General features: G+C 52.8%; 18 protein-coding genes. 9 read left to right on the top strand and 9 right to left on the bottom strand.

The genetic code is table 11. From position 1 onward, the window contains the following. The first annotated feature begins 93 nt into the window (after nucleotides 1-93). Together BLQ17_RS01645 and BLQ17_RS01650 are read left to right on the top strand one after the other, a co-directional pair. On the top strand, nucleotides 94-654 hold the full coding sequence (locus BLQ17_RS01645; protein ID WP_092219121.1) for a glycine cleavage system transcriptional repressor: 561 nt from the start codon (nucleotides 94-96) through the stop codon (nucleotides 652-654). A gap of 55 nt (nucleotides 655-709) precedes the next feature. Continuing rightward, entirely contained in the window at nucleotides 710-2,092 is a 1,383-nt protein-coding gene (locus BLQ17_RS01650) for a PFL family protein (protein WP_092219123.1), read from the top strand. 164 nt (nucleotides 2,093-2,256) lie between these two features. Here BLQ17_RS01650 and sqr read toward each other — a convergent pair whose 3' ends face one another. From sqr to BLQ17_RS01665, 3 genes are all read right to left on the bottom strand, one after another. Next, a complete protein-coding gene (sqr, locus tag BLQ17_RS01655) occupies nucleotides 2,257-3,483 on the bottom strand; it encodes a type III sulfide quinone reductase, selenoprotein subtype (protein WP_419724111.1) in 1,227 nt (408 codons plus the stop codon). Nucleotides 3,484-3,595: 112 nt separating this feature from the next. Then, entirely contained in the window at nucleotides 3,596-4,555 is a 960-nt protein-coding gene (locus BLQ17_RS01660; protein ID WP_143005410.1) for a DUF1641 domain-containing protein, read from the bottom strand. Between the two features lie 371 nt (nucleotides 4,556-4,926). After that, nucleotides 4,927-5,352 (bottom strand): hypothetical protein, encoded by a 426-nt coding sequence (locus BLQ17_RS01665; RefSeq protein ID WP_092219127.1) that lies wholly within the window; start codon nucleotides 5,350-5,352, stop codon nucleotides 4,927-4,929. 111 nt (nucleotides 5,353-5,463) lie between these two features. Between BLQ17_RS01665 and yaaA the strand changes: the two genes are divergently transcribed. Continuing rightward, entirely contained in the window at nucleotides 5,464-6,240 is a 777-nt protein-coding gene (yaaA, locus tag BLQ17_RS01670; RefSeq protein ID WP_092219128.1) for a peroxide stress protein YaaA, read from the top strand. A 74-nt stretch (nucleotides 6,241-6,314) separates the two neighbouring features. On the opposite strand, the gene BLQ17_RS01675 is transcribed toward yaaA, so the two are convergent. From BLQ17_RS01675 to htpG, 4 genes are all read right to left on the bottom strand, one after another. Continuing rightward, on the bottom strand, nucleotides 6,315-6,932 hold the full coding sequence (locus BLQ17_RS01675) for a YqaA family protein (protein ID WP_245694931.1): 618 nt from the start codon (nucleotides 6,930-6,932) through the stop codon (nucleotides 6,315-6,317). Next, complete coding sequence (locus BLQ17_RS01680; RefSeq protein WP_092219131.1) at nucleotides 6,916-7,563, bottom strand: protein-L-isoaspartate(D-aspartate) O-methyltransferase; 648 nt, start codon at nucleotides 7,561-7,563, stop codon at nucleotides 6,916-6,918. The genes BLQ17_RS01675 and BLQ17_RS01680 overlap by 17 nt, the downstream gene beginning before the upstream one ends. Then, nucleotides 7,560-7,991 (bottom strand): hypothetical protein, encoded by a 432-nt coding sequence (locus BLQ17_RS01685; protein ID WP_092219133.1) that lies wholly within the window; start codon nucleotides 7,989-7,991, stop codon nucleotides 7,560-7,562. Before BLQ17_RS01685 ends, BLQ17_RS01680 begins: the two co-directional genes overlap by 4 nt. A gap of 140 nt (nucleotides 7,992-8,131) precedes the next feature. Then, the gene (htpG, locus tag BLQ17_RS01690; protein ID WP_092219135.1) at nucleotides 8,132-10,009 is read right to left on the bottom strand and encodes a molecular chaperone HtpG; all 1,878 of its coding nucleotides are present in this window, start codon (nucleotides 10,007-10,009) and stop codon (nucleotides 8,132-8,134) included. Nucleotides 10,010-10,162: 153 nt separating this feature from the next. On the opposite strand from htpG, the gene BLQ17_RS01695 reads away from it, so the two are divergent. Both BLQ17_RS01695 and hemG read left to right on the top strand, forming a co-directional pair. Further along, entirely contained in the window at nucleotides 10,163-10,846 is a 684-nt protein-coding gene (locus tag BLQ17_RS01695) for a metallophosphoesterase family protein (protein WP_092219137.1), read from the top strand. After that, nucleotides 10,843-12,243 carry a protoporphyrinogen oxidase gene (gene hemG, locus BLQ17_RS01700; RefSeq protein ID WP_092219139.1) on the top strand — a complete coding sequence of 467 codons (1,401 nt, stop codon included), beginning with the start codon at nucleotides 10,843-10,845 and terminating at the stop codon, nucleotides 12,241-12,243. The genes BLQ17_RS01695 and hemG overlap by 4 nt, the downstream gene beginning before the upstream one ends. Nucleotides 12,244-12,342: 99 nt before the next feature. Here hemG and dnaA read toward each other — a convergent pair whose 3' ends face one another. Further along, nucleotides 12,343-13,689: a chromosomal replication initiator protein DnaA gene (dnaA, locus tag BLQ17_RS01705; protein ID WP_092219141.1), complete on the bottom strand. Its 1,347-nt coding sequence runs from the start codon at nucleotides 13,687-13,689 to the stop codon at nucleotides 12,343-12,345. 569 nt (nucleotides 13,690-14,258) lie between these two features. After that, a complete protein-coding gene (locus BLQ17_RS01710; RefSeq protein ID WP_143005411.1) occupies nucleotides 14,259-14,999 on the bottom strand; it encodes a ComF family protein in 741 nt (246 codons plus the stop codon). A gap of 335 nt (nucleotides 15,000-15,334) precedes the next feature. On the opposite strand from BLQ17_RS01710, the gene bamA reads away from it, so the two are divergent. From bamA to BLQ17_RS01730, 4 genes are all read left to right on the top strand, one after another. Continuing rightward, nucleotides 15,335-18,037, top strand: a complete 2,703-nt coding sequence (bamA, locus tag BLQ17_RS01715; RefSeq protein WP_245694933.1) for an outer membrane protein assembly factor BamA — start codon at nucleotides 15,335-15,337, stop codon at nucleotides 18,035-18,037. A 132-nt stretch (nucleotides 18,038-18,169) separates the two neighbouring features. Beyond that, on the top strand, nucleotides 18,170-21,673 hold the full coding sequence (gene mfd / locus BLQ17_RS01720; RefSeq protein ID WP_245694935.1) for a transcription-repair coupling factor: 3,504 nt from the start codon (nucleotides 18,170-18,172) through the stop codon (nucleotides 21,671-21,673). After that, nucleotides 21,642-22,352: a GMP/IMP nucleotidase gene (gene yrfG, locus BLQ17_RS01725; RefSeq protein WP_092219146.1), complete on the top strand. Its 711-nt coding sequence runs from the start codon at nucleotides 21,642-21,644 to the stop codon at nucleotides 22,350-22,352. Before mfd ends, yrfG begins: the two co-directional genes overlap by 32 nt. 169 nt (nucleotides 22,353-22,521) lie before the next feature. Continuing rightward, nucleotides 22,522-22,974: a glycine zipper domain-containing protein gene (locus tag BLQ17_RS01730; protein ID WP_092219327.1), complete on the top strand. Its 453-nt coding sequence runs from the start codon at nucleotides 22,522-22,524 to the stop codon at nucleotides 22,972-22,974. The last annotated feature ends 33 nt before the right edge of the window (nucleotides 22,975-23,007 follow it).

Genomic DNA, 23,007 nt, shown 5'->3' on the forward strand with positions numbered 1-23,007 from the left:
GCTTGCTCATTTGAGCAAACGATGGAATAATATAAGATTTGCAAGCGCAACATCAGAGCGAACCTAATTTTTGTACCAGCAGGAGTATTGAGGATGGAAAAACAGATGATAGTATCGGTCATGTCCAAGGACAGGCCTGGAATCATAGCCGGTATTACAGGAGCCATATTCCGGCTCGGCGGCGACGTGGCTGATCTCAACCAGACGGTTCTCTGCGGATACCTGACCATGATTCTAAGCGTTTCCTTTGAACCGAGCACCACCAAGGAAGATGTGCTGGCAGCCATATCCCATATCAAGACCGAATCAAAATTTGAAGTTTCAATCAAGGAACTGACCGAAGGCGAGCTGGCTGAAGCCGTGCTGCCGCCGGAGGAAACCTATATTCTAACCGTGCAGGGTCCCAACAGGGGTGGCATAGTCCACGGGATCAGCCTGTTCTGTTATGAGCGTAATATCAATATCCTCGATCTCGCCACAACGCTTGAAGCCGATCAGTACACCATGGCGCTCCAGCTCGATCTGAAGAATTGCACCTGTTCACTTGAGGTTTTACGGGAAGAACTTGAAAAACACGCCAGTTCATCCGGACTGACCATAATGATGCAGCACAACGATATATTCCAGGTCACCAACGAGGTAACCCTGCACTGATTGCTGCCAGATTTCAACCAAGCCAACTTTCCTTATACAGGAACAGGAGATCCATATGCTACGCTCAGACCAGATTCTCTCCACTGTGGAAATGATCCAGAAAGAAAACCTGGATGTCCGGACAGTGACCATGGGGATCAACCTGCTCGACTGCCGTTCCGACACCATCGCCAAAACGTGCAGCAATATTGAAGAAAAGATCATCAGTTTCGCCGGCAACTTTGTCGCCACCTGCAACGAGATGAGCAAGAAATACGGCATTCCGGTTGTCAATAAGCGGATCTCGGTCACCCCGGTGGCCATGGTCGGCGCCGGATTTGAGAAAAACGATTTCATCGAGATAGCCAAGACCCTCGATCGTGCCGCCGGTGCGGTCGGTGTTGACATCCTCGGCGGTTTTTCAGCCCAGGTTGAAAAAGGCATGACCCAGACCGACCGCGAATTCATCGCGTCTATCCCCGACGCCCTTGCCGCCACGGAAAAAGTATGCGCGTCGATCAACATTGCCACCACCAACAAGGGCATCAATATGGACGCTCTTGCGATCATGGGCCATACCGTCAAGGATCTTGCGGAAAAAACCGCGGACCAGGGAGGGTTCGGGGCCGCCAAGTTCGTCGTTTTCTGCAACCAGCCGGGCGATAATCCTTTTATGGCCGGTGCGATCCACGGGGTTGAGGAAGCCGAAGCGGTACTCAACGTGGGCGTCAGCGGGCCGGGAGTAATCGCCCGGGCGCTTGAGCGGTTGATAAGTAACCACCCGTTCCCCGCTAACCTGCAGTTCGACGAACTGGCCGAAGAGATCAAACAGACCACCTTCAGGGTTACCAGGTGCGGGGAATTGATCGGCCGCGCGGTCTCGATGTCGCTTGGAATCGAGTTCGGTGTTGTCGACCTCTCCCTTGCCCCGACGCCCACCGTCGGCGACAGTGTCGGGGAAATATTCAAGATCCTCGGAGTCGATGCAGTCGGCGCGCCCGGCTCCACTGCCATCCTCGCCATGCTCAACGACGCGGTCAAGAAAGGCGGTATTTTCGCCAGTAAAACAGTGGGCGGCTTAAGCGGCGCCTTTATTCCGGTAATGGAAGACTCAGTGCTGGCCGAAGCGGTGGGAGAGGGGTCGCTCTGTCTTGAAAAACTAGAGGCTATGACCTGCGTCTGCTCGGTGGGGCTTGACATGGTGGCGATTCCCGGATCGGTGGACGCCGACACCATATCGGCAATTATTGCCGATGAAATGGCGCTTGGGGTGATAAACGCCAAGACTACCGCCGTCCGGCTGATTCCCGTTCCCGGCAAGGAGGCGGGCGATGAGGTGAACTTCGGAGGACTGTTTGGCGCAAGTCCCATTCTGCCGATAAAAAACGTGGGTAAATCTTCCAGGTTTATAGCCTGGGGGGGAAGAATGCCCGCCCCCGTGCACAGTTTTAAAAACTGAGCGTATTGCTGATTGAGACTGCCTCTCACAGGTCGTATAACACAAGAGCCCGGATGACGTTTCATCCGGGCTCTTGTTGCTTCTGCCGTCTCTATAAAAGGCGCGCCTCTTCACTGTGGTTAATGGCTATCCCGCGCGCCGACTGTTCTGGCCGAAGCGGCCGGCTAACGAATCCTCTGTTTTCCCTCCATCATCAAATCCGGCGGTCCGAGCCACACCCCCTTGAGCAGAAGGTTGAAATAGGCCCACTTGAACATAAGTTTTGCCATGTGGTTCATTTCGGTTTCTTTTAACAACGCCAGCGGTCCCACGGCGGGGAACGGATATTTTCCGGTCAGTGGCTCAGTGTCGTAGTTAAAGTCGATTATGTAGGCTTTCCCGAAGCCTGATTCTATGAATCAGACCGCGTGTCCGTCCGACCGGGCATGCTGTTCTCCCCCGGTGATATACGCCATGATGTTTTCATGGATGACGTCGCCCTGGAAATGTGCCACCGCTCCAGCCTTGGATGTCGGCACGTCGGTGCCGTCGCCAAGTACCCAGACGTTATCGTAGCCGTTTGGCTGGAGGGTATGCTTGTCCACCGGGATATACCCCATGGGGTCCGCTATCCCCGAGTCGATCATGACCTGGGACCCGAAGTTGGGCGGGATCGACACCAGCATATCGTAGTCGACCTGGGTTCCGTCGTAAGCCTCGATCACCTTCTTGGAATGATCCACCGAGCCAAGGGCGAAATTAGGGGTGATCTTGATATTTTTATCACCGCACGCCTCGGTCAGCACCCTGGTCGCCACCGGCTTGGTAAAAGCCCCCGACAGAGGTGTGACAAATTCAATCTCGACGTTGTCCCGTATCCCGCGTTCGTGGAAGTACCAGTCGGCAAGGAACGCAAACTCGAGAGGCGCCACCGGGCATTTAATCGGCATCTCAGCTATATTGACAACCAGCTTGCCGCCATTAAAGCGCTTCAGCGCCTTGCCCAGCGTCTGGCAGTCATCGAAACGGTAATATCCATATATATCGTTGTTCCAGCCTTCCTGGAGTCCTTCAACTTCCTCCGGCCTGACATCACATCCGGTGGACATGATCAGGATATCGTACTTGAACACACCCTCGGTTGCCGTGGTAACTTCCTGTTTCTGCCAGTCGACATTGGTCAGCTCTGAAATGACAAAGTCAATACCCGGCTTGATGAACTCACGCCGACTCCTGCGGATCTCTCGTGGTTTATTGATGTCGAACGGAACAAAGAGAAAACCGGGCTGATAGTAATGGACATTGTCCCTGTCAATCAGGGTAATGGACCATTCATCGTCGAGATCCTTCCGCATTTTGTTCGCCATCATGGTGCCGCCGCTTCCGGCACCCAGTATGACTAATTTTTTCATAACAGCATTATTCTCCTTTTTGCCTTCATGGCCTCATCCTTGTTACCCGAAGCAGATTTCCGGCCGTTTATCTATCACCAACTCGAGGTGGTTATCTCCCCTGTCAACCTTGTTACTTGGCGACCTCCTGGCTACCGGCTCCACTGCGATACGCCTGCAGGCAACCACCCACCGCCTGGAGCATCATGAACATAAAACCGAAAGCCTCCTGAACCTGGGGGTCGTTGAGTTTTTTCACCAGACCAAGCGGCCCGACCGGTTTGACATAACTGAAATCAAGTCCATCAATTACCCGGCAGACATCCTCGATCTGCTTCTCGCTGAAATCGACCCTTCTCATAAATGTGATCAACGTGCCCGCCAATCTCACCGCGCCGCTGCCCTGCTGCAGTCCATCGAGCCAGACGTTCACTCCATTGAGGACATCGGTCTCTTTCATCAACACTCCCACTTCCTTGACCAGTTCGGTCATAGGCTGCAACATATTCAGCAGATCGCTCAGGGTGTGGATATTCAGCAGGATAATGTGCAGCAGGTCTCCCAGTTTTTCGGCCTGGAACTCCCCTTCGTGAAGAGCGTTCAAAAAACGCAGGATCCGCGGATACATGAGCTGCAGAATGGGGACCAGCTCGTCGCGCAACTCAACGCCTGCACGCAACATGTCAAGCCCCTCGCCCATGGTATCCAGGTTGGTGAGGGTCTTGCGCAGCAGGATAATAACCTCGTCGATATGAAACTCCCCTTCGAGTTCGCTGAAAAATTCTATGGATTTCGGGTATACCTGTTTGACCACCGGCCCCATATCATCCTTGAATTCAATTCCGGACTTGACCGCCCGGACCACTTCATTGAGCTCTTCAAGACTTCCCAGGAGAGTGGTGGACAGGGTCATCAGGTTCTCCCTGGAATACTCTTCGTCCACTCCGCCGAGCAATTCCGCTACGTCCGCCTGCACTGCGGTTCCGGGAGTCAGCCTGAGCTCCTGCCTTACTTCCTGGAGGATGTCTGCTTTCATCGATCGTACTTCATCTGAGAGCTTGTCCAGCTTCTCCAGAATCAACGCTTCGTTCATTTTTTCTCTCACTGGTTAACCTTTACCAGAACTGTTCTATTCCACCCGCTCCCACTGTTTCTTACCGTCGACGGTGGCGCCAGGCGGTCATGGGGAAATGCAGGCGAACCATTACACCCGCCTGCGGCCGTAAAACAGTTCTGTGTGCGACATTGTAGTATTGCTACACTGTAGTACCATAATGCATACCAAAAGAAAAGTCGAATATCGGCCATTTGGACGAATTTTTATGCCAAAGCGTAATCGTGTATCGGCGTAAAAATAAAAAAAACCCGCTGAGACTGTGCCTGTCTCAGCGGGTTTTACACCTCACTACTCTTTTCGGCTGCGAGGGTGATCCCTGCAGCGCCTATCTCTTGTCGGTCATGAATTTATTGCGCCGCAGCGGCGACCGCTTCCTTGAACCTGGCCACAAGATAGTCGCCATATTCCCCGTCGTCTTCAAACATATCGAAACAATATCCGTCCTCTCCGCCAAGACCGCCGGGTATCACTTCTCCGCGCTGTTCGGGGTCACTGATCATATCGCCGTAAAAACAGACTGAGAGCCATCTCTCGCCGGGATCGTCATCGATCACGTCGATAATGGCAAAGAGTTCCCTGTCCGTCTGGTTCCGGTGCCTGGGGCGAACAGAGTAGCTCACTCCGGGGCGGGCGACAAAGCTGAGCGTCACCCCGTCAAATGATGCCACTTCGTTGACGAAAAGCTCAAATTTGCCGCGCATGGGCTGCTCCTGGGGCTGCCACTGCTGGAGAAAAGATTCAACTTCCTGTAACACCTTTTGATTTTCACTCATGCTGTCACCTCTTTAATTATGGTATATAGAGCGTACATATTGTATTAATTCAGTAAAACACCTGGCCAATGTTATCCTTTTTTCATCTTTGATTGCAACTATTCTCCTGCTATGCTCCTTATAACCGCTCCATCCAAAACGCAGCACCCCGAAGTCCGGGAAGACAAGATCTCTACCATCCCGCTCCTGCTTGACAAGACCCAACAGCTGATAGCGAGGCTGCAACAGATGTCCTATCAAGAGCTTGCCGGACTGCTGAAAACCAGTGACCGACTGAGACGTTCGACCATTGCCAAAATAAACGCCTTCTCCCTGCCTTTCACACAGAAAAACAGCTGCCCTGCCATCTTCACCTTCAAAGGCGATAGTTACGACGCCATAACCCCGCACAGCTATTCCACGGAGGAGCTTGCCTACTGCCAGGATCACCTGCTGATCCTTTCCGGGCTTTACGGTCTGCTCCGCCCTCTTGACCTGATGCAGTCCTATCGCCTTGAAATGGGCGCAAAACTCGAAATTTCAGGTTACAGTAATCTCTACCAGTTCTGGAAAAAAGAGGTGACAGCAGAGCTAGACAGGCTGGTTGCGGGCCACCGGGAAAAAACGGTTGTCAACCTCGCCTCGGCGGAATATGCAAAAGTTATCGACACCGGCCAGCTTGGTTCGGCTTTTATCACGATAGTGTTCAGGCAGCACCATGACGGGCGGATCAAGACCATCCCGATCCATGCCAAGAGGGCCCGGGGACAGATGATCCATTTCGCCATAACCAACAGGATAGAAGCCCCGGAAAAACTCAAGGAGTTTAATAGTGACGGATATGTCTACAGCCAGGCGGACTCTTCGCCCGCAAGCTGGGTCTTTATCCGGCAGGGAAAAAGTGCATAAAAACTTGGATCAGGTCCCCGCGTAGAAGACAAAAGTATCACGACGCGGGTACCGATGCTGCCGCCAGGGGGGCATCAGAACATATATTTTACCGTAAAAAATCCCGCGGCGAGAAGAACAACGAAGAGTATCGTCAGCAGATTGAAGTATCGGTCGATAAAGTATTTTATACGGGCGCCAAACCTTCTGATCAGCCAGGCGACAAGAAAAAAACGGGCGGACCGGGCCACAAGCGACACCAGCATAAAGGTTATGAAATTGGACTTCACAAACCCTGCGGTGATGGTAAACAGCTTGTATGGGATAGGCGTAAACCCGGCGGTCCCGACAATCCACACGTCATATTCCCGGAAATAGTTCTGCACCACCTGGTATTTTTCAGCCATACCGTACCAGTTAATAACGGTCATCCCCAGGCTGTCCATGAACCAGAAGCCGAGGCCATAACCGAGCGCACCGCCCAGAACCGAACCGATCGAGCAGATGGCACCATAGCGATAGGACAAATGCGGCACCGCTACGCACATGGCGATCAGGAACACATCCGGGGGCACCGGAAAAAAGGAGGACTCGACAAAAGCGATGAGAAACAGGGCCCAGACTCCGTATCTGGAACTGATCCATTTCATACAGAAATCATAGAGTCGGCGCATCATCCCTGGAGACACCGTTGTTTCACCTGCTCCAGCCATACTTTCCCACAAGGTTGACAAAGCGGACACCGGCCAGAGTGGTAACCGTCACCCGGCCGTCTTTTTTCTCGAGAAGCTGCAGTTCCTGGACATGCTGATCCCCAACCGGGATAATCAGGCGGCCGTTCTCGCTCAACTGTTCCACTAGCGGCTCGGGAATTTCCGGTCCTCCGGCGGTGACAATTATTGCGTCAAAAGGCCCCTTTTCCGGCCAGCCCAGCGTGCCGTCGTCAAACTTTGCCTGGATATTGTAATAACGCAGCTTATCAAATACTTTTCTTGCACTGACCAGCAGTGAATTCACGCGCTCGACGGTATATACCTGCCGGCACAACCGTGACAGTACCGCAGCCTGATACCCCGATCCGGTGCCGATCTCAAGCACCGTCTCATCCCCTTTGAGCCTGAGTGACTGGGTCATCGAAGCAACTATATACGGTTGGGAAATTGTCTGGCCGGCGCCTATGGGCAGGGGATGGTCGCCGTAGGCGCGCACTCTCATGGCATCGTCGACAAACCAGTGTCTCGGCACCTCCTCCATTGTCTTGAGCACCCGCTGGTCAACAATATCCCGGCTCAGAAGCTGCTCCTGCACCATCCGCAATCTTGCTTTTTGGTATTGATCCATCATTCCTTTCTCTTCTGCCAGGGAAAATCATCCGTCCATTCCAGTTCATCCTGGTCGCTGGATGAGTAGTCGATACTCTCGACCACCCCGTTGTTAAAGGTGACGACCACCTGGGTTATTTCCGGAGCCCCAACATATTTGCCGAAAAACGGAGTTTTTTCCATCAGGCTCATGTTCTTGTCCAGATAGAGCCATTTCACCCTGTTCCCGTCAAGTTGCACTTGGTCATCAGGGTCGCCCAGGAAGATGAGCACGTCCTCCTTGGTGGACTCGCCTTCGCTGAGCAGCGACACGTCGGCACCCAGATGGCGCACTGGTTTGGTATAACAGGCAGACAACGCCAACAACATCCCAATAAGAAGCAATATCATCGGCAGGCGTATCGTTCTCATATTATCCATGGCCATCTCCATTTCGTAAGATTGGTTCATTCAACATCCATATAGTCTGTGGTCGGCAAATTTTCAACGAATAACTCATTTCGTCGAATCCACACAAAAAAAACTCCATGCCGGATTTTTTCGGCATGGAGTTTTTTTTACTGCAAGCAACCGTAAGAATCTACCCCATGTTACCCAACCATACGATCAAGAATGGAATAGCTCCGCTCAACCATTTTCAGCGGGTCGACCAGCAATCCGGCCTGGATCATTGCATTATCGTGGATCTGAAACACCACCTGCCTGGCAAAATCCTCGTCGTTTTTACGCAGCTCGATAAGCCTTTTGATCAGGCTGTTGCCGGGATTGATTTCCAGTTTCTTCTTCGATTTTTCCATCCCCGGAATTCCATGCTCCTTGCGGCTGGCGGCCATGATCCGTTCCATGGAGGAGGTCATGAACCCGTCAGGGTTGACGATCATCGCCGGAGCGTCGACCAGCCGCTTGGAAACCACCACCTCGGAAATGGAGTCGGCGAGTATTTCCTGCATCCAGTCGGTCAGCCCGGCAGCGCTCTCTTTATCTATGGTCTCTTCCTCACTGTCCTGGGATTTTTCTGCGTCTTTTTCATCCTCCTTGTCCAGGGAGAGGTCCGCCCGGTCGGCAGAGACCAGCTTCTTGCCTTCGAATTCCCCGAGATGATTCAGCACGAAATCGTCAATCGGCTCAAGGGTATAGATAATCTCAATGTCTTTTTTGCGGAACATTTCAACATACGGCCCGGCTTCTATTGCCGCACGGCTGGGACCGTTGATGAAATAGATTTCTTCCTGGTCGGGATTCATCCGCAGCAGATAGTCGGACAGACTGACTACCTTGCCCGCCTCGGACTTGGAAGACTCAAACCGCAGCAGCTTGCTTATCTCTTTCTGGTATTCATAATCCGAGGTCGCCCCCTCCTTGATAAACAGCCCGAAGGTAGACCAGAACTTCTCATATTTTTCCGGTTCCTGTTTTGCCTGTTCGTCAAGATACTTAAGGAATCTTTTGGTGATTACCTTTCTCAGCTTGGCCACAAGAGCGTTGTCCTGGAGAGCCTGGCGGGAGATATTGAGCGGCAGGTCCTCGCTGTCTACCACGCCTTTTAAGAACCTCAGCCAATCGGGCAGGATGTTCTTGGAGTGCTGGTCTATCAGTATCCGCTGGCAATAGAGATTGACGCCGGGATCCATCTTGCCGAACCCGAAAATCTCGAAATTTTCCTCCGGGACGAACAGCAGCGCATTGATCGCAAGCGGGGCGTCAGCGGAAAAGTGAAGCTTGTACATCGGATCGGTTGCTGCGTTGCCGACAAACTTATAGAATTCGTTGTACTCGTCATCGCTGATTTCATTTCTCGACTTGGTCCACAGCGCCTGCACGGTATTGACCGTGTCGGCGTCAATCTTGATGGGGAAAGGGACAAAGGCCGAATATTGCTTGATGATCGATTCAATCTTCCATTTCTGCGCGTAATCCCCGGCATCGTCCTTGAGCTCGACGATAATTTTCGTTCCACGGTGCAGCCCTGGCATCTCGCTTATAGTGAACGACCCTGTCCCGTCTGACACCCACTCATGTCCCTCACTTTTATCCCAGGACCGCGTCTGCACCCTGACGGTTTTACCGGCCATGAACGCCGAATAGAAACCGACCCCGAACTGTCCGATGAGATTAACGTCTTTCTTTGCCGCTTCCACCAGTTCGGCCAGGTAGGTGTTGGAACCGGAGTGGGCAATGGTGCCGAGATTGTCCTCGAGTTCACTCCTGCTCATCCCGATGCCGGTATCGGTGACGGTAAGGGTCTTGTTCTCCTCGTCTATATCGATGGCGATCTCAAGGGGGAGATGATCGTCGAACACCTCGGTTTTGGTCAGGCTTTCGTGCCTCATCTTCTCGAGCGCATCGGCAGCGTTGGAGATCAGCTCCCTGACAAACACATCCCGTTCGGTATAGAGGGAGTTGATCACAATATCGAGCAGTTTTTTGGTTTCCGCCTTGAATTCATAAGTAGCTTTTTCTGCAGTCATCGAGTTCCTCATTCGTTGCATTTCGTTGTGGCTGGAAAAAACTGTTTTCCCGGCCATTGATTTTTTATCCAAAGTCGGCCAAAATGTTAAGCATCGATAATATGGTGTCAAGAGCCTGGAAACACTCCTGCCGGCACCGTGCAAAACTGAAAAATGAAAATAATTGCCTTTAGCGACATACATTCGGCCACCGCTGTCTTTGAGAAGATACCGGGACTGCGGGAGGCGGATCTCGTCCTGCTCAACGGTGACCTCACGAACTACGGCGGTATTGCGGAGACCAAGCACGTTCTTGATGCGGTAATGCGCATAAACCCCAACGTACTCGCGCAGTTCGGCAACCTCGATCACGGGGAGGTCAATGACTATCTGGAACAGCTGGACATCAACCTGCACGGCCAGGCCAGGCTGGTACAAGACCGGGTCTGCCTGATCGGCGTCGGCGGCTCCAATTTCACCCCGTTCAACACTCCGTCCGAATTCAGCGAAAAAGCGCTGCACCGCCTGGCAGTCGATGGTTTTCGTCAGGCGGCGGAATATATCCGGCTTGCCGAACCGCTTCTGCAGGCCAAAATACCGGTGATACTGGTCAGTCACGCCCCCCCCTTCAATACCGGCGTCGACAGGATACATTCCGGAAAACATGTCGGCTCAACCGCAATAAGGACCGTAATCGAACATTACAGCCCGGCACTGTGCATCACCGGTCATATCCATGAAGGAAAAGGTGTGGATCTTATAGGCCAGACACCAATCTACAACCCCGGCATGCTCAGACGCGAGGGATGGGTCACAGTCACGGTGGAAAATTCTCAACTCAAAGCAACTCTTCAATGAACAATCATTACCAGACGATCATCCTTGGAGGCGGAGTCTCCGGCTTGAGCTTTGCCCGCACCCTGCAAAAACTCGACCCCGGCCATGACTTTGCGGTAATCGAACAATCCTCCCGGCCGGGCGGCGCCGTAGGAACTCATCAGGAAAACGGCTTCATCGTCGAACTCGGGCCTCACGGATTCCTCGACAACTGCCCTGAATCGCAGCAGCTGCTCAAAGACATCGGCCTGGACCACAAGTGCGTCAAGGCCCCCCTGAGCAAATTCGTCCGCTACGTCTACCTCAACGGCAAGCTCAACCTGATTCCGCAGACTCCCCGAAAAATTCTCATGGCGCCTCTCATCTCCTGGCCTGACAAGCTGCGGATCCTCGGTGATCTTTGCAAACCGCCTCTTCAGGGAGAACCCACCGTCGCCAAGTGGGTCGACTACCGTTTCGGCCCGGCACTTCTGCCATACCTTGACGCGGTCTTCACCGGAACCTATGCCGGCGACTTCAACAGACTCACAATCGACAGCGTGATGCCGGGGGTACGATCGCTCGAAAAAGAGTACGGGTCGGTACTGAAAGGACTTCTTGCGCGCATGAAGGCGGCAAGAAAAGAAGGAAAAGTAAACAACCGGCAGGGCCTGCCCGCGATGACCAGTTTTGGTGATGGCATGCATACCCTGGTAACAACTATGAGCAGCTCGCTGAGCCAGGGCGAGAATCTCTTTGTCAACAGCGAGGTAACGTCAATTGACCGGACCAGCGACGGCTGGTCGGTGACAACTGCAACAAGATCCGTTTCAACCACCAATCTGGTTCTCTGTCTGCCGATCAACAGCACCCTGGAACTGCTTGCGCCCCTGGATCCGGAGCTGCCCCTGAAGTCGGTGCCGCAAACCTGGATCACCACCGTCGCGTTCGGCTTCACCGACGATGTTGTCATCCCTCCCGGATTCGGGTTTTTAACTCCCGAACAGGAAAACAGATTTCTGCTCGGCACGCTTTTCAGCTCAAACATGTTCCCCGATAGAACCCCCAAGGGCCATGTGCTTATCGAGACCCTCGTCGGCGGCAGAAGACACCCGGAAAGACTTGCGCTGGACGACAAGACCCTCACCCAAAAGGCGCTGAGCGACGTAAGCGATATACTGGGGATAACCAAGCTGCCGGTCTATTCCCGGGTTCTCCGGCCGACAAGCGGTATTCCCCAGCTTGAACAGAACTATCCGCAGCTGTTGCATTGGAGGGATGAATTTACCAGGAAAAACCCGGGTCTTTTCATCTGCGGGTTCGGCTGGGGAGGTATAGGGCTTAACGATATGATAAAAACCAGCGTGCGCCTGGCAGGCGAACTGGCCGACGGCTGCGCCAGAAAGATGGACGCCGAGATAAAAAAAATCTATTTCTGAGGCCGGCTGTGACAACAAGCCGCACCTGATCCGCCACAAATAGCTCCGCAGCGCGAAACACTGCGCAGCTATTTGTCAAACTGCCGGACGCTGTCGAGCTCAGAGCTGTTTGACCTTGTCGTCTAAAATCTCAAGCTGGGCATTGACCGACGTGTCACGGATGAGTTTGTTGGTGACCACCTTGATGGAGTGCAACACCGTGGAGTGGTCCCGGTTGAACAATTTGCCGATATCGGCCAGCGAGTCTTCGGTGTGCTTCCTCGACAGATACATCGCTATCTGCCGCGGCACCGTGACTATTTTTTTGCGTGATTTTGACTGCAGCTCCTTAACACTCACCTTGAACTGCCTGCTCACCAGGTCGCAGATCATGGCGGCGGTAAGGTTCAGGTTCTGACCAACCACCGAGGCGACCACCTCCCGGACCAGATCCATGTCGATATAGCCTCCGGTCAACTGTGCCTTGGCCCTTACCGCAATAACGGCCGAATCGATCTTGCGCACGTCGCCCCTGACGTGACTTACCAGATAATCAACCAGATCTTCGCCAAGGTTCAGTTGATGCTGAACCGCCTTTCTTTCGACAATACGGCGCCGTGTGGAGCTGTCGGGTGCGTTTATGGTGGTGACAAGCCCCGACGTCATCCTGGATCGGAATTCATTATCGATTCCCACCAGCTCCCCCGGTGCGCTGTTGCTGGTCACGATGACCCTTTTGCCGGTATTAATCAGAAAATCGAGGATATCGTTGAGTTCTTCCTGGGTTTTTTTCTTGCCCGTGAGGGAGTGGATATCTTCAACCAGAAGTATGTCACAGTGTTCCTGGTATTTTCTCTTGAACTCATCCATGGTCCTGGTCTTTATTCCCTGAACCATTTCCGCAGCAAACTGTTTTGCCGTGAGATAGTGCAGCCTGGTCATGGGTGATTCCCGCAGCACCTGGTGGGCGACCGCATGGGTCAGGTGGCTCTTTCCCAGGCCGGTGTCGCTGTTAATATAGAGACAGGGACCGACAAGTTCGCTGTCGCCAACCATTGATCTGCACGCAGACTCCGCCAGAATGTTAGATTCACCGACGGCAAACTCCTCAAACGTATACTTCGGATGGAGATTGCGAACCCTTGAACCCCCTACAGGAATATTAGGCAGACGCATCTGCACCTTCGGCGATTTTTTCTTTTTCGCGACCGCCGTGGAGACAACGGGAACCTGTTGCCGTCCTTCACAGAAAATCACATTGGCGTTGTCTATCCCGTTTTCCTGCAGCTTTTCCTCGATCGCAGATCCGAAATTCTGTTTCACGTAAGCACTGAAATATCGGTCCGGACTGGAGATATAAAACTGTTTTCCCTGACTCTCTGCGAATTCGAGCGGTTCTATCCATAGCTGATAGATGTTGTCCGACAACGATGATTTGAGCGCTTCTTTTACATTATTCCAAATCATATACGAACCTTTCTCTCTCCTCAAATTGACCCGTTACGATCAATATCTGACAATAAAAACCTGTAAGCACCACTAGTTTTGCCGAAACCGTACTACTTTAAAACTGATCTGATCTATGAGTAACACCTGCAATGAACCATAGCATGGGAGTCACACGACGAGCAAAAGTGACGCCTGTGAATAAACTCGAATTCCGAGTTGCCGTCAAAGACGATTTCACCATATTTTATCATGAGCCCATGCAGTTATACACATCTCTCCTCAACCCCAGTAATAGCGTGGCCTGCGCTTGTTCCTCTTGGCGAGCCCTTATTTTATGAGGATTTTCAACAACCCGGATATTTCGGCGACATTAAGCATGGTTAGAGCTTTATTAACAAAGTTACCAACAATTATATTTTTTAATTAAACTTAATATTACTAAATTTATCTAAAGATAAATCTATATTTCTCAATATCTCTTAACAATGTCTTTTGATTCACTGTAAACCGTGGGATTCAGGTCGTTCTATTTTTTTTAAAAAAAAATTAAAAAACAGTCAGTGCGACAGCCCCCAAACTCACGCCACTCACCTTAGCAAAACCCTTGCCAGGGTAACCACCGATACCGAGGCTGCTCCTCCCGCCAACAGGGTACGGCTGCACTCGGCCACGGTCGTTCCCGTGGTAAAGACATCATCCACCAGGCAGATGTTTTTCCCCGCTATCTGGTGTTTTCCGGTCAAAGAAAATACATTTTTCAGGCTCTTCTTTCTCTCATCGGCGCGAAGACTCGCCTGGGCCACAGTCTCCCTCTTTTTTTCAAGCAGATTCTGGACAATAAGCGGCTGCTGCCGACAGAAAATCAAACGTGCGATCAGCGCCGCCTGATTAAAGCCGCGCTGTCGCAGCTTTGTTTTGTGCAATGGAACCGGTACCACAAAAGTTGACGGCGCCAGGACCTCGATCCTGCACCGGGAAAGCAGCTTCTCAATGGCGCTGGCCACTGTCTGGTCTTTGCCAAATTTCAGGGCGGTCACGAGTCGCTGCATCTTGTCATCATAGGGGTAAAATGATCGTGCCCGGGTATATGGAGGAGAATCTTTTAAGCAGCTTCCACAGAGCACCTTGTAATCGACGCCTCCACCAACGGGCATTCCGCAACATCGACAGAGGGGAGGTGAAAGGGGTATCATGGTGGCGGCACAACCGTCACAGAGCCTGGCCCTGCCATATCCGATTATCCTTTTTTGGCAAAAAATGCAGGAATCGGGGAAAAAAAGATCGATAACTCCGTGGGCCGCATGCTTTAACAAAATACCACCTGTCATTTTCTTTCTCGGCGAAAAGTCTTTGCCAACCATCATGGCGTTTCAACCAAACAACGCAGCAGCGCCCCCGGTCCCCGCGCTCTCCCTATGTGTGTGCCATCGCCATGTAACTTATAGATACCATTACTATAGGTGCAGATTCCAATATTTTTCATGCAGGATCGACTGCGGGGTTTGCAATTGACAATAAACATGGCATAATGTGCAGGTTTTAGGTTTTTGCCTGATCAATTGCAGCAGGGACTGAAACTGAGCTACTACCAGTTTTCCACCACGCTTTAAAACTCGAACAGATCGGCAGCTCGCGCCACGGAGAAAACATAGAGGATAGATTTATGATTGTAACGACAAGAGATTCCAAACGAGCCCAAAGAGCGCAACATCAGGCGAAGAAGTTTTGCGCCCTGGCAACAGTTTTGGCGGTTCTGTTTTTCTGCAATACCATGATTTACGCCCAAACTCCGCCTACAGCCTTCCTGCCGCTCGACATCAAGAGTGGCGGCAATGCTGCGGAGCTGCAGACCATTGTCGACCGGGCACTGCAGCAAGCGCTCGGTGACACCTCCATCTCGTTTCTGATGCGAAGCCAGGCGGAACAACTCGTCGATTACAGTGGAACCTGGCCGCCGCCCCCGGACAAGCTGCAGAAAATAGCCGAGCAAACCGGCACCGAAAATCTTGGCGTGGGCCAGCTTACCGTGATCGGCAACCAGCTGAGTATAGATATCAAACTGTTCGACCTGCTCTCCCCCAAGACCCCGACATACTACTACAAGACCGCTGAATCGGTGGAGCAACTGCCGGATATGTTGCAGGCTCTGGTTGGCGAGATAGAGCGATACGTCCAGCGGGAGATACGCATAGGTTCCATCACCCCGGAGGGCAACAGCCGCATCGACTCTGGAGCAATACTGCGCAAGATCAAGACAAAGGGGGGGGACCTGTACGACCAGGCCCAGCTCAGGGAGGATCTTAAGGCAATTTACCGGATGGGATATTTCAACGACGTGCAGATCGATGTTTCCGACAGCCCGAAAGGGAAAAATATCGTTTTCAGGGTCCTTGAAAAACCTGTCATCAAGTCAGTGATATTCAAGGGAGTGGAAGAGCTCAACGAGGATGATGTGAAAGGAGCTGCAAATATCACACCGCATTTTATCCTCAACCCAACCAAGATAACCGAAGCGGAAGAGGCGATAAGACAGCTTTACAAGACCAAAGGCTTTTACAACAGCCAGGTAAACGCGAAGATTTCCTATCCCGACGACACCGGAGCGGTTGTCGAGTTTACCATCGACGAAGGCAATAAAATATATATCAAGGAGATCACCGTAGAAGGCAACGAAGCCTTTGATGACGATGAGATACTCGACCAGATCGAGACCGGCGAGAGGTGGTTTATGTCCTGGCTCACCAATTCAGGGCTGCTGGATATGACCAAGATAAAGCAGGACATGCAGAAAATAGTCGCCTTCTATGGCAATAACGGATATCTCGACGCCAAGGTTGCGGATCCGGTTATTACCCAGGAAGAGGAGTGGCTCTACCTGAAATTCGTGGTCGAGGAAGGGACCCGTTACCGGGTTGGAAGGGTCTCTTTTACCGGTGACAATCTCGGTTCAGAGGACGAACTGTTACAGCTTCTCTCCGTTCGCAATACCGAATATATCAGCAGGCAGATCATACGCGACGATATCCTCAAGCTCACCGACTATTTTTCGGAAGGGGGATACGCCTTCGCCTCTATCCGCCCGAGGGTGCTCAAGGCGCAGGACTCCGACCGCATGGATATAATCTTTGATATAGATAAGGGTTCACTCGTCTATATCGACAGGATTACCATCCGCGGCAACACCCGGACCAGGGACAATGTCATCCGCAGGGAACTGCGAATAGCCGAGGGCGGTATATTCGACTCCAAAGCACTGCGGCAGTCCACCCAGGCGCTGCAGCGTCTGCAGTTTTTCGAGGAAGTAAACATCACCCCGGAACCGTCCATTGATCCCAACCGTATGAACGTCATCGTCGAGGTAAAAGAAAAAAGTACCGGAACGTTCAGCATCGGTGCGGGGTACAGTTCCGTCGACAACGTGATATTCATGGGCCAGATATCGGAAAACAACTTCCTCGGCAGAGGCGACACCCTCGCTCTGAGCGCCAACATCGGCGGAGCAAGTTCACTGTACAACCTGGCCTACACCAATCCGCATGTCAAAGACACCGAACTCTCCTGGGGTATGGACCTGTTCAGCACCGAACGTGAATATGACGATTATACCAAGGAATCCCAGGGTGGCGGGGTGAGGATCGGCTACCCGATATTTGGTCAATGGCGGGCATACGGCAATTACAGTTTCACCAACACCGATCTCACCGACGTGTCAGAAAACGCCTCCTATATCATTCGCAACTCCGTGGATCTTCACGTTACCAGCGCGCTGAAATTCTCTCTGGTTCGCGACACCAGGAACAGACGATACGGCGCCACCGAGGGATCCCGCAACGTGGTAAGCGTCAAATATGCGGGAGGGCCGCTCGGCGGTGACGCGGAATTTACCAAGGTAGAAGGTTCTACCAGCTGGTATTTCCCCCTGATCTTCAACACCACCCTGCACCTCAAGGGCGCAGCTGGCCAGGTTTTTGAAAACGAAACCGACAAACTCCCGGTATACGAACGGTTCTACCTCGGCGGACTCAGCTCCATCCGCGGGTTTGAATACGGCAAGGTAAGCCCCATTGACCCCGTTTCCGGTGAGAGGATCGGCGGCGACAAGATGTGGTACACAAATTCCGAGCTTATTTTCCCCCTGCTGGAGACCCAGGGGTTGATGGGGCTTGTTTTTCTCGATTTTGGTCAGGTACTCGACGATGAGCAGAACTTTACCGAATTCAACGACTCCATAAAGAAATCCACCGGGGTAGGCATCCGCTGGCTGTCGCCAATGGGTCCGTTGAGCCTGGTATGGGGATATAATCTCGACCCACTGGAGGATGAAGACGATTCGGTTTGGGACTTCAGCGTCGGAGGAACGTTCTGAACAGTTTTTTAAAAAACAGTACTGTTTAATCCCTTAAAACTCAACGGTTGCCGGTTGTACCCTTGGTACAACCGGCAATTTTGGTTTATGTTAGATACAAAGTTCACCACCCTACTGTCAGGGGAAAGTCTCTTGGCTGTTACGGGACTCAGAGGGGCAAGCCCGGCAGGGCTTGCCGCCGTTGTTGCCCAATCGCGTCCCGTCTGCTGCATAGTTGCAGACGAAGACCAGATCTCAATTTTCGAACAGGATTTCAATCTGCTCTCCCCAGGACCGGCAGTACAGTATCCCGGCCACGAAATTCCCCCATACACCCCGCTCTCGCCCGACCAGAGGATAACCGCAGCAAGACTGGCCTCCCTCTACCGGATGCACGATGGCAGCGCCCGGGTCATGGTCACGTCAATTGAAGCACTCATACGAAGGGTTATGCCCAGAGAAGTGCTTACAACAGCGGTGGAATATCTAGAGGCGGGCGAGGACTGCGATCACGATGAACTGCTTGGGAACCTGGACTATCTCGGTTATGAGAAAGTTTCCCTGGTACAATCGGTCGGCGACTACTCCGTCAGGGGGGGAATAATCGACGTTTTTCCTCCACCCTTTATGATAGGAACGGACCAACTCCATGAAGGCCCCATCCGCATTGACTTTTTTGGCGACACCGTCGATTCTCTGCGTTCCTTTGACCCGTTCAGCCAACGCTCAGTGGGCGAAATAGAGGAAGCGACCCTGCTGCCGGTGACCGATATCCTCCTCAGTCCTGAACCGAAAGAACGCAGAACAATCGCCAGGACCATTGCGAGGATAGGCGAGGAAAACGACTGGAGCAGTGAAGAAACAGCGAGGATGATAGACAAGACCGAACACGGTGTGCGCTATACGGGGATGGAGTTTTTCCTTCCGCTCTATAACCACGGACTTGCCCGCTCCACCTCATCGGTGCTTGACTTCTTACCGGAACAGACCGTCATTTTGACCATCGACCCGGCGGGGGTTTTCCAGAGCCTGGACCTTACCCTTGAGCGGATCAGGACCAACTTTGATGCAGCACGGGGGGCTGGCTCGCCAGCGCTTGCCCCCGAAGAGCTTTTTCTGGCAAAAGAAGAGATCAATCGGCAGTTCAGGCTGTTTAAACAGATTCATGTAACAGATTTTCCCAAGGAGAACCACGACACCATCGGGGTAAGGACCACCGATCACCTGCTGCTCAAGCAGGATATTTCGCTCAAGCGCTCCAAGCTGGGTCTGCTGCCCCCTTTGACGGAGCAGATTCTCAAATGGCAAAAACTTGGCGACAGGGTCGTCATCTGCTGCCGATCGTCGCGGCATACAAAAAATCTCGCAGAGCTCCTCAGCAGGCACAGCAGCGAGGTGCAACTGCTGGAACCGCCGCTTGACCTGCAAAAAACTGTCAGCGAGACGGCCTCCGACCGGATCTATCTCTGTGACCACCCGTTATCCAGCGGTTTCTCGCTTCTTGACAACAAACTGCACTTGCTCTCGGAGAGCGAACTGTTTGGAGAGATGCGGCTCGGCACCAGGAGCCGAAGAAAACAGAAAGGGGAACCGGTCCAGTTTACCGAACTCAGCGAAGGTGATATCGTGGTCCACCGCGACCACGGACTCGGGATTTACCGGGGACTGTCCACCATTGAATTCAATGCGCTGACCAACGATTTCATGCTGATCGAGTACCGGGACGGAGACAAGCTCTACCTGCCGGTCGATCGGTTCAACCTGATCTCGCGCTATCAGGGGCTCTCTGATCGGGAGCCAAAGATCGACAAACTCGGCCACCAGTCCTGGAAGACGACCAAAGCCAAAGTCAAGGAAGAAGTGTGGAAAGTGGCCCAGGAGCTGCTCGACATCTACGCAAAGCGCGAGATACGGCAAGGACACCAGTTCACTCCCCCGGGCGAACTGTTCAACGAGCTTGAGGAATCCTTTCCCTTTGACGAGACCCCGGGGCAGCGCCAGTCGATAAACGATGTCCTCGATGATCTCACCAGCGACAAACCGATGGACCGGTTGGTCTGCGGAGACGTCGGGTACGGCAAGACCGAGGTCGCGATCCGGGCGGCGTTCAAGGTTGTCGAGGACGGTCGCCAGGTCGCAATCCTGGTACCCACGACAGTGCTTGCCGAGCAGCACGCCAAGACCTTTCGTGAACGGCTCGAAGGTTTCCCGGTTCGCATAAGCTGCCTCAACAGGTTCCGCTCAAGCTCCCAGCAGCGCAGTATCATCAAGGAAATTCGCGAGGGCCAGAGCGATATCGTCATAGGCACCCACCGACTGTTGTCAAAAGACGTATCGTTTAGCAAACTCGGCCTTTTGATCATAGACGAAGAACACCGATTCGGCGTCGCGCACAAGGAGAAGATGAAAAAAATGCGCGCTGAGGTTGACATCTTGACCCTCACAGCCACCCCCATTCCGCGCACCCTGCAGATGTCATTGCTGGCCATCCGCGATCTGTCGGTGATCTCCACCCCCCCCGAGCACAGGATGCCGGTAAAAACCTTCGTTGCCCGTTTTGACGACCTGGTGATCAAGGAAGCGGTCACCAGAGAGCTTCGCCGGGGCGGACAGGTCTTCTTCGTCCACAACAGGGTCAAATCGATCCACCGCATGGCGGCCATGATCCAGCAGCTGGTGCCGGAGGCTAAAATAGCGGTCGCCCACGGACAGATGGTCGGCAAAGATCTGGAAAAAATCATGGTCTCGTTCGTCAACAAGGATATCAATGTCCTGATCGCCACCACCATCATCGAATCGGGACTGGATATTCCCTCGGCCAACACCATAATTATCAACCGGGCGGACATGCTCGGGCTTGCCGAAATCTACCAGTTGCGCGGTCGTGTAGGACGCTCCACCACCCAATCCTACGCCTACCTGCTGGTCAACTCCCTGGACAGCCTGAGCAAGGATTCGCGGGAACGTCTCCGTGCCTTGATGGATTGCAATGAGCTGGGCGGAGGATTCAAGCTGGCGATGAACGATTTGCAGATCAGGGGCGGCGGCAACCTGCTCGGGGTGTCCCAGAGCGGTAATATCTCTGCCATCGGTTATGATTTGTACCTCGACCTTTTGCAGAAAACGGTTGCCGATCTCAAGGCTCAGGCCGCAAGCGGCGACAGGTCCGGGGCGGCAGAAGAGATCGACCCGGAGGTCAACCTGCAGATATCCGCCTACATCCCCAAGAGCTATGTCCCCGATATAAGTCAGCGCTACATCACCTACCGGAGGATTGCCGCCCTCATCGACAGCTCCGCTGAAATACGCGACGACCTCAAACTCGAACTTGAGGATCGCTACGGCCAGCTTCCCGGCGAGACAGTCAACCTGATGCGCATCATCGAACTCAAACAGAAGCTCAGAGTCCTGAGAATAAGCAAACTCGAACAAGGCAGCGACTCCGTTGTCTTCAGTTTTCTCGAAGACACCCCCCTTGCACCGGAGAAGCTGCTGGATTATCTTGTACGCATCAACAAAAAATCGCCAAAGCAACCGGCCAGGATAAACCCGGACGGCCGGCTGATACTCACTGGCAGGCTGACCTCCATCGAACACATTTTTGATACCATTTCAGGAGTACTGGATGACCTCGCAGACCTCGTACAACAAGCATGATGAGACAACCGGGCGAATAGCTCCGGACTTTTCCTGGTGCGACATCGACAAGGTATTCCTTGACCTGGACGGGACCCTGCTGGACAAATATTTCGACGACTATTTCTGGGAACATTTCGTTCCCAGAACATACGCCGGAAAATTCGGAATCTCCGAACAAAATGCCAGGGAAAAACTTATGGCGACATATGCCGCGGTCGAAAACACCCTCTACTGGACCGACCTCGACCACTGGTCCCAGCAGCTTGAACTTGACATTTGCGCACTGAAAAAAGAGGTGAGCGACCGCGTCGCTCTTCGTCCTTTTGTCATGGTTTTCCTCGACCATCTCCAGGAGAAAAACAAGGAGATCTTTCTCGTTACGAACGCACATCCGAAAACGCTTTCGATCAAGATGGACCGGATCGATCTGCGCGATCGCTTTACCGGAATAGTCTGCTCCAAAGAGGTTGGAGCCGCCAAGGAACAGCCTGAATTCTGGGACAGGCTGCACCGGTTCATCGATTACGACAAGAAACGGACCCTGTTCATCGACGACACCGAACGGGTCCTCGACTCCGCCACCCGGTCGGGGCTGGGCCACCTGGTACACATCGCCACCCCAAGTTCACACCTTGGGGCCAGCTACTCGGCCACCTATCCCTCCATATCCGATTTCAGGGAGCTTGTGTTCCAGTGAAGTACACATCGGTCGTTGGGAGCGGACTGCGCCGCAACCCTAACAAAAAAAAAATTCATTCCACCACAGATTCAGTTTGCATACCAGGGCGAGGATGAGTATTTTTGGGTGTGATAAGGTTTGTCTTTTTAAGTTGTTTCTTATACCACTGCTTTCGGAGAAAAAAATTATGAAGAAATTAGTGATCCTGCTGTTGCCGGTATTGATACTCAGTCTTACGTCCTGTGCCGACACTTCTTACAACAAGGGCCAGCAAGGTGCCGGGATAGGAGGAATAGGCGGGGCAATAATCGGCCAGGCCATAGGTGGCGATACCGAGGCGACCCTTATCGGCGCAGCGGTTGGCACCATGCTCGGCTACATAGTCGGCAATGAAATGGACAAGTATGACCGGCAGCGACTCAACCAGACCTATGAAACCGCCCCATCAGGGCAAACTACCCGGTGGAGCAACCCCGACAACGGCAATGTGTATCAGGTAACCCCGCAACCGGCTTATTATCCCGCACCGGAGAGACCGTGCAGGCAGGCCGAGATCCTGGCGACCATCGATGGCAAAACCGAAAAGACCTACACCACCGCGTGTAGAAACAGTGCCGGGCAGTGGGAGCTGCAGAACTGACCACACCTCCTTTGATAAAACTCTTTACGTGAA

Origin of the sequence: Desulforhopalus singaporensis, from assembly GCF_900104445.1 — a bacterium.
GTDB classification, from domain to species: domain Bacteria; phylum Desulfobacterota; class Desulfobulbia; order Desulfobulbales; family Desulfocapsaceae; genus Desulforhopalus_A; species Desulforhopalus_A singaporensis.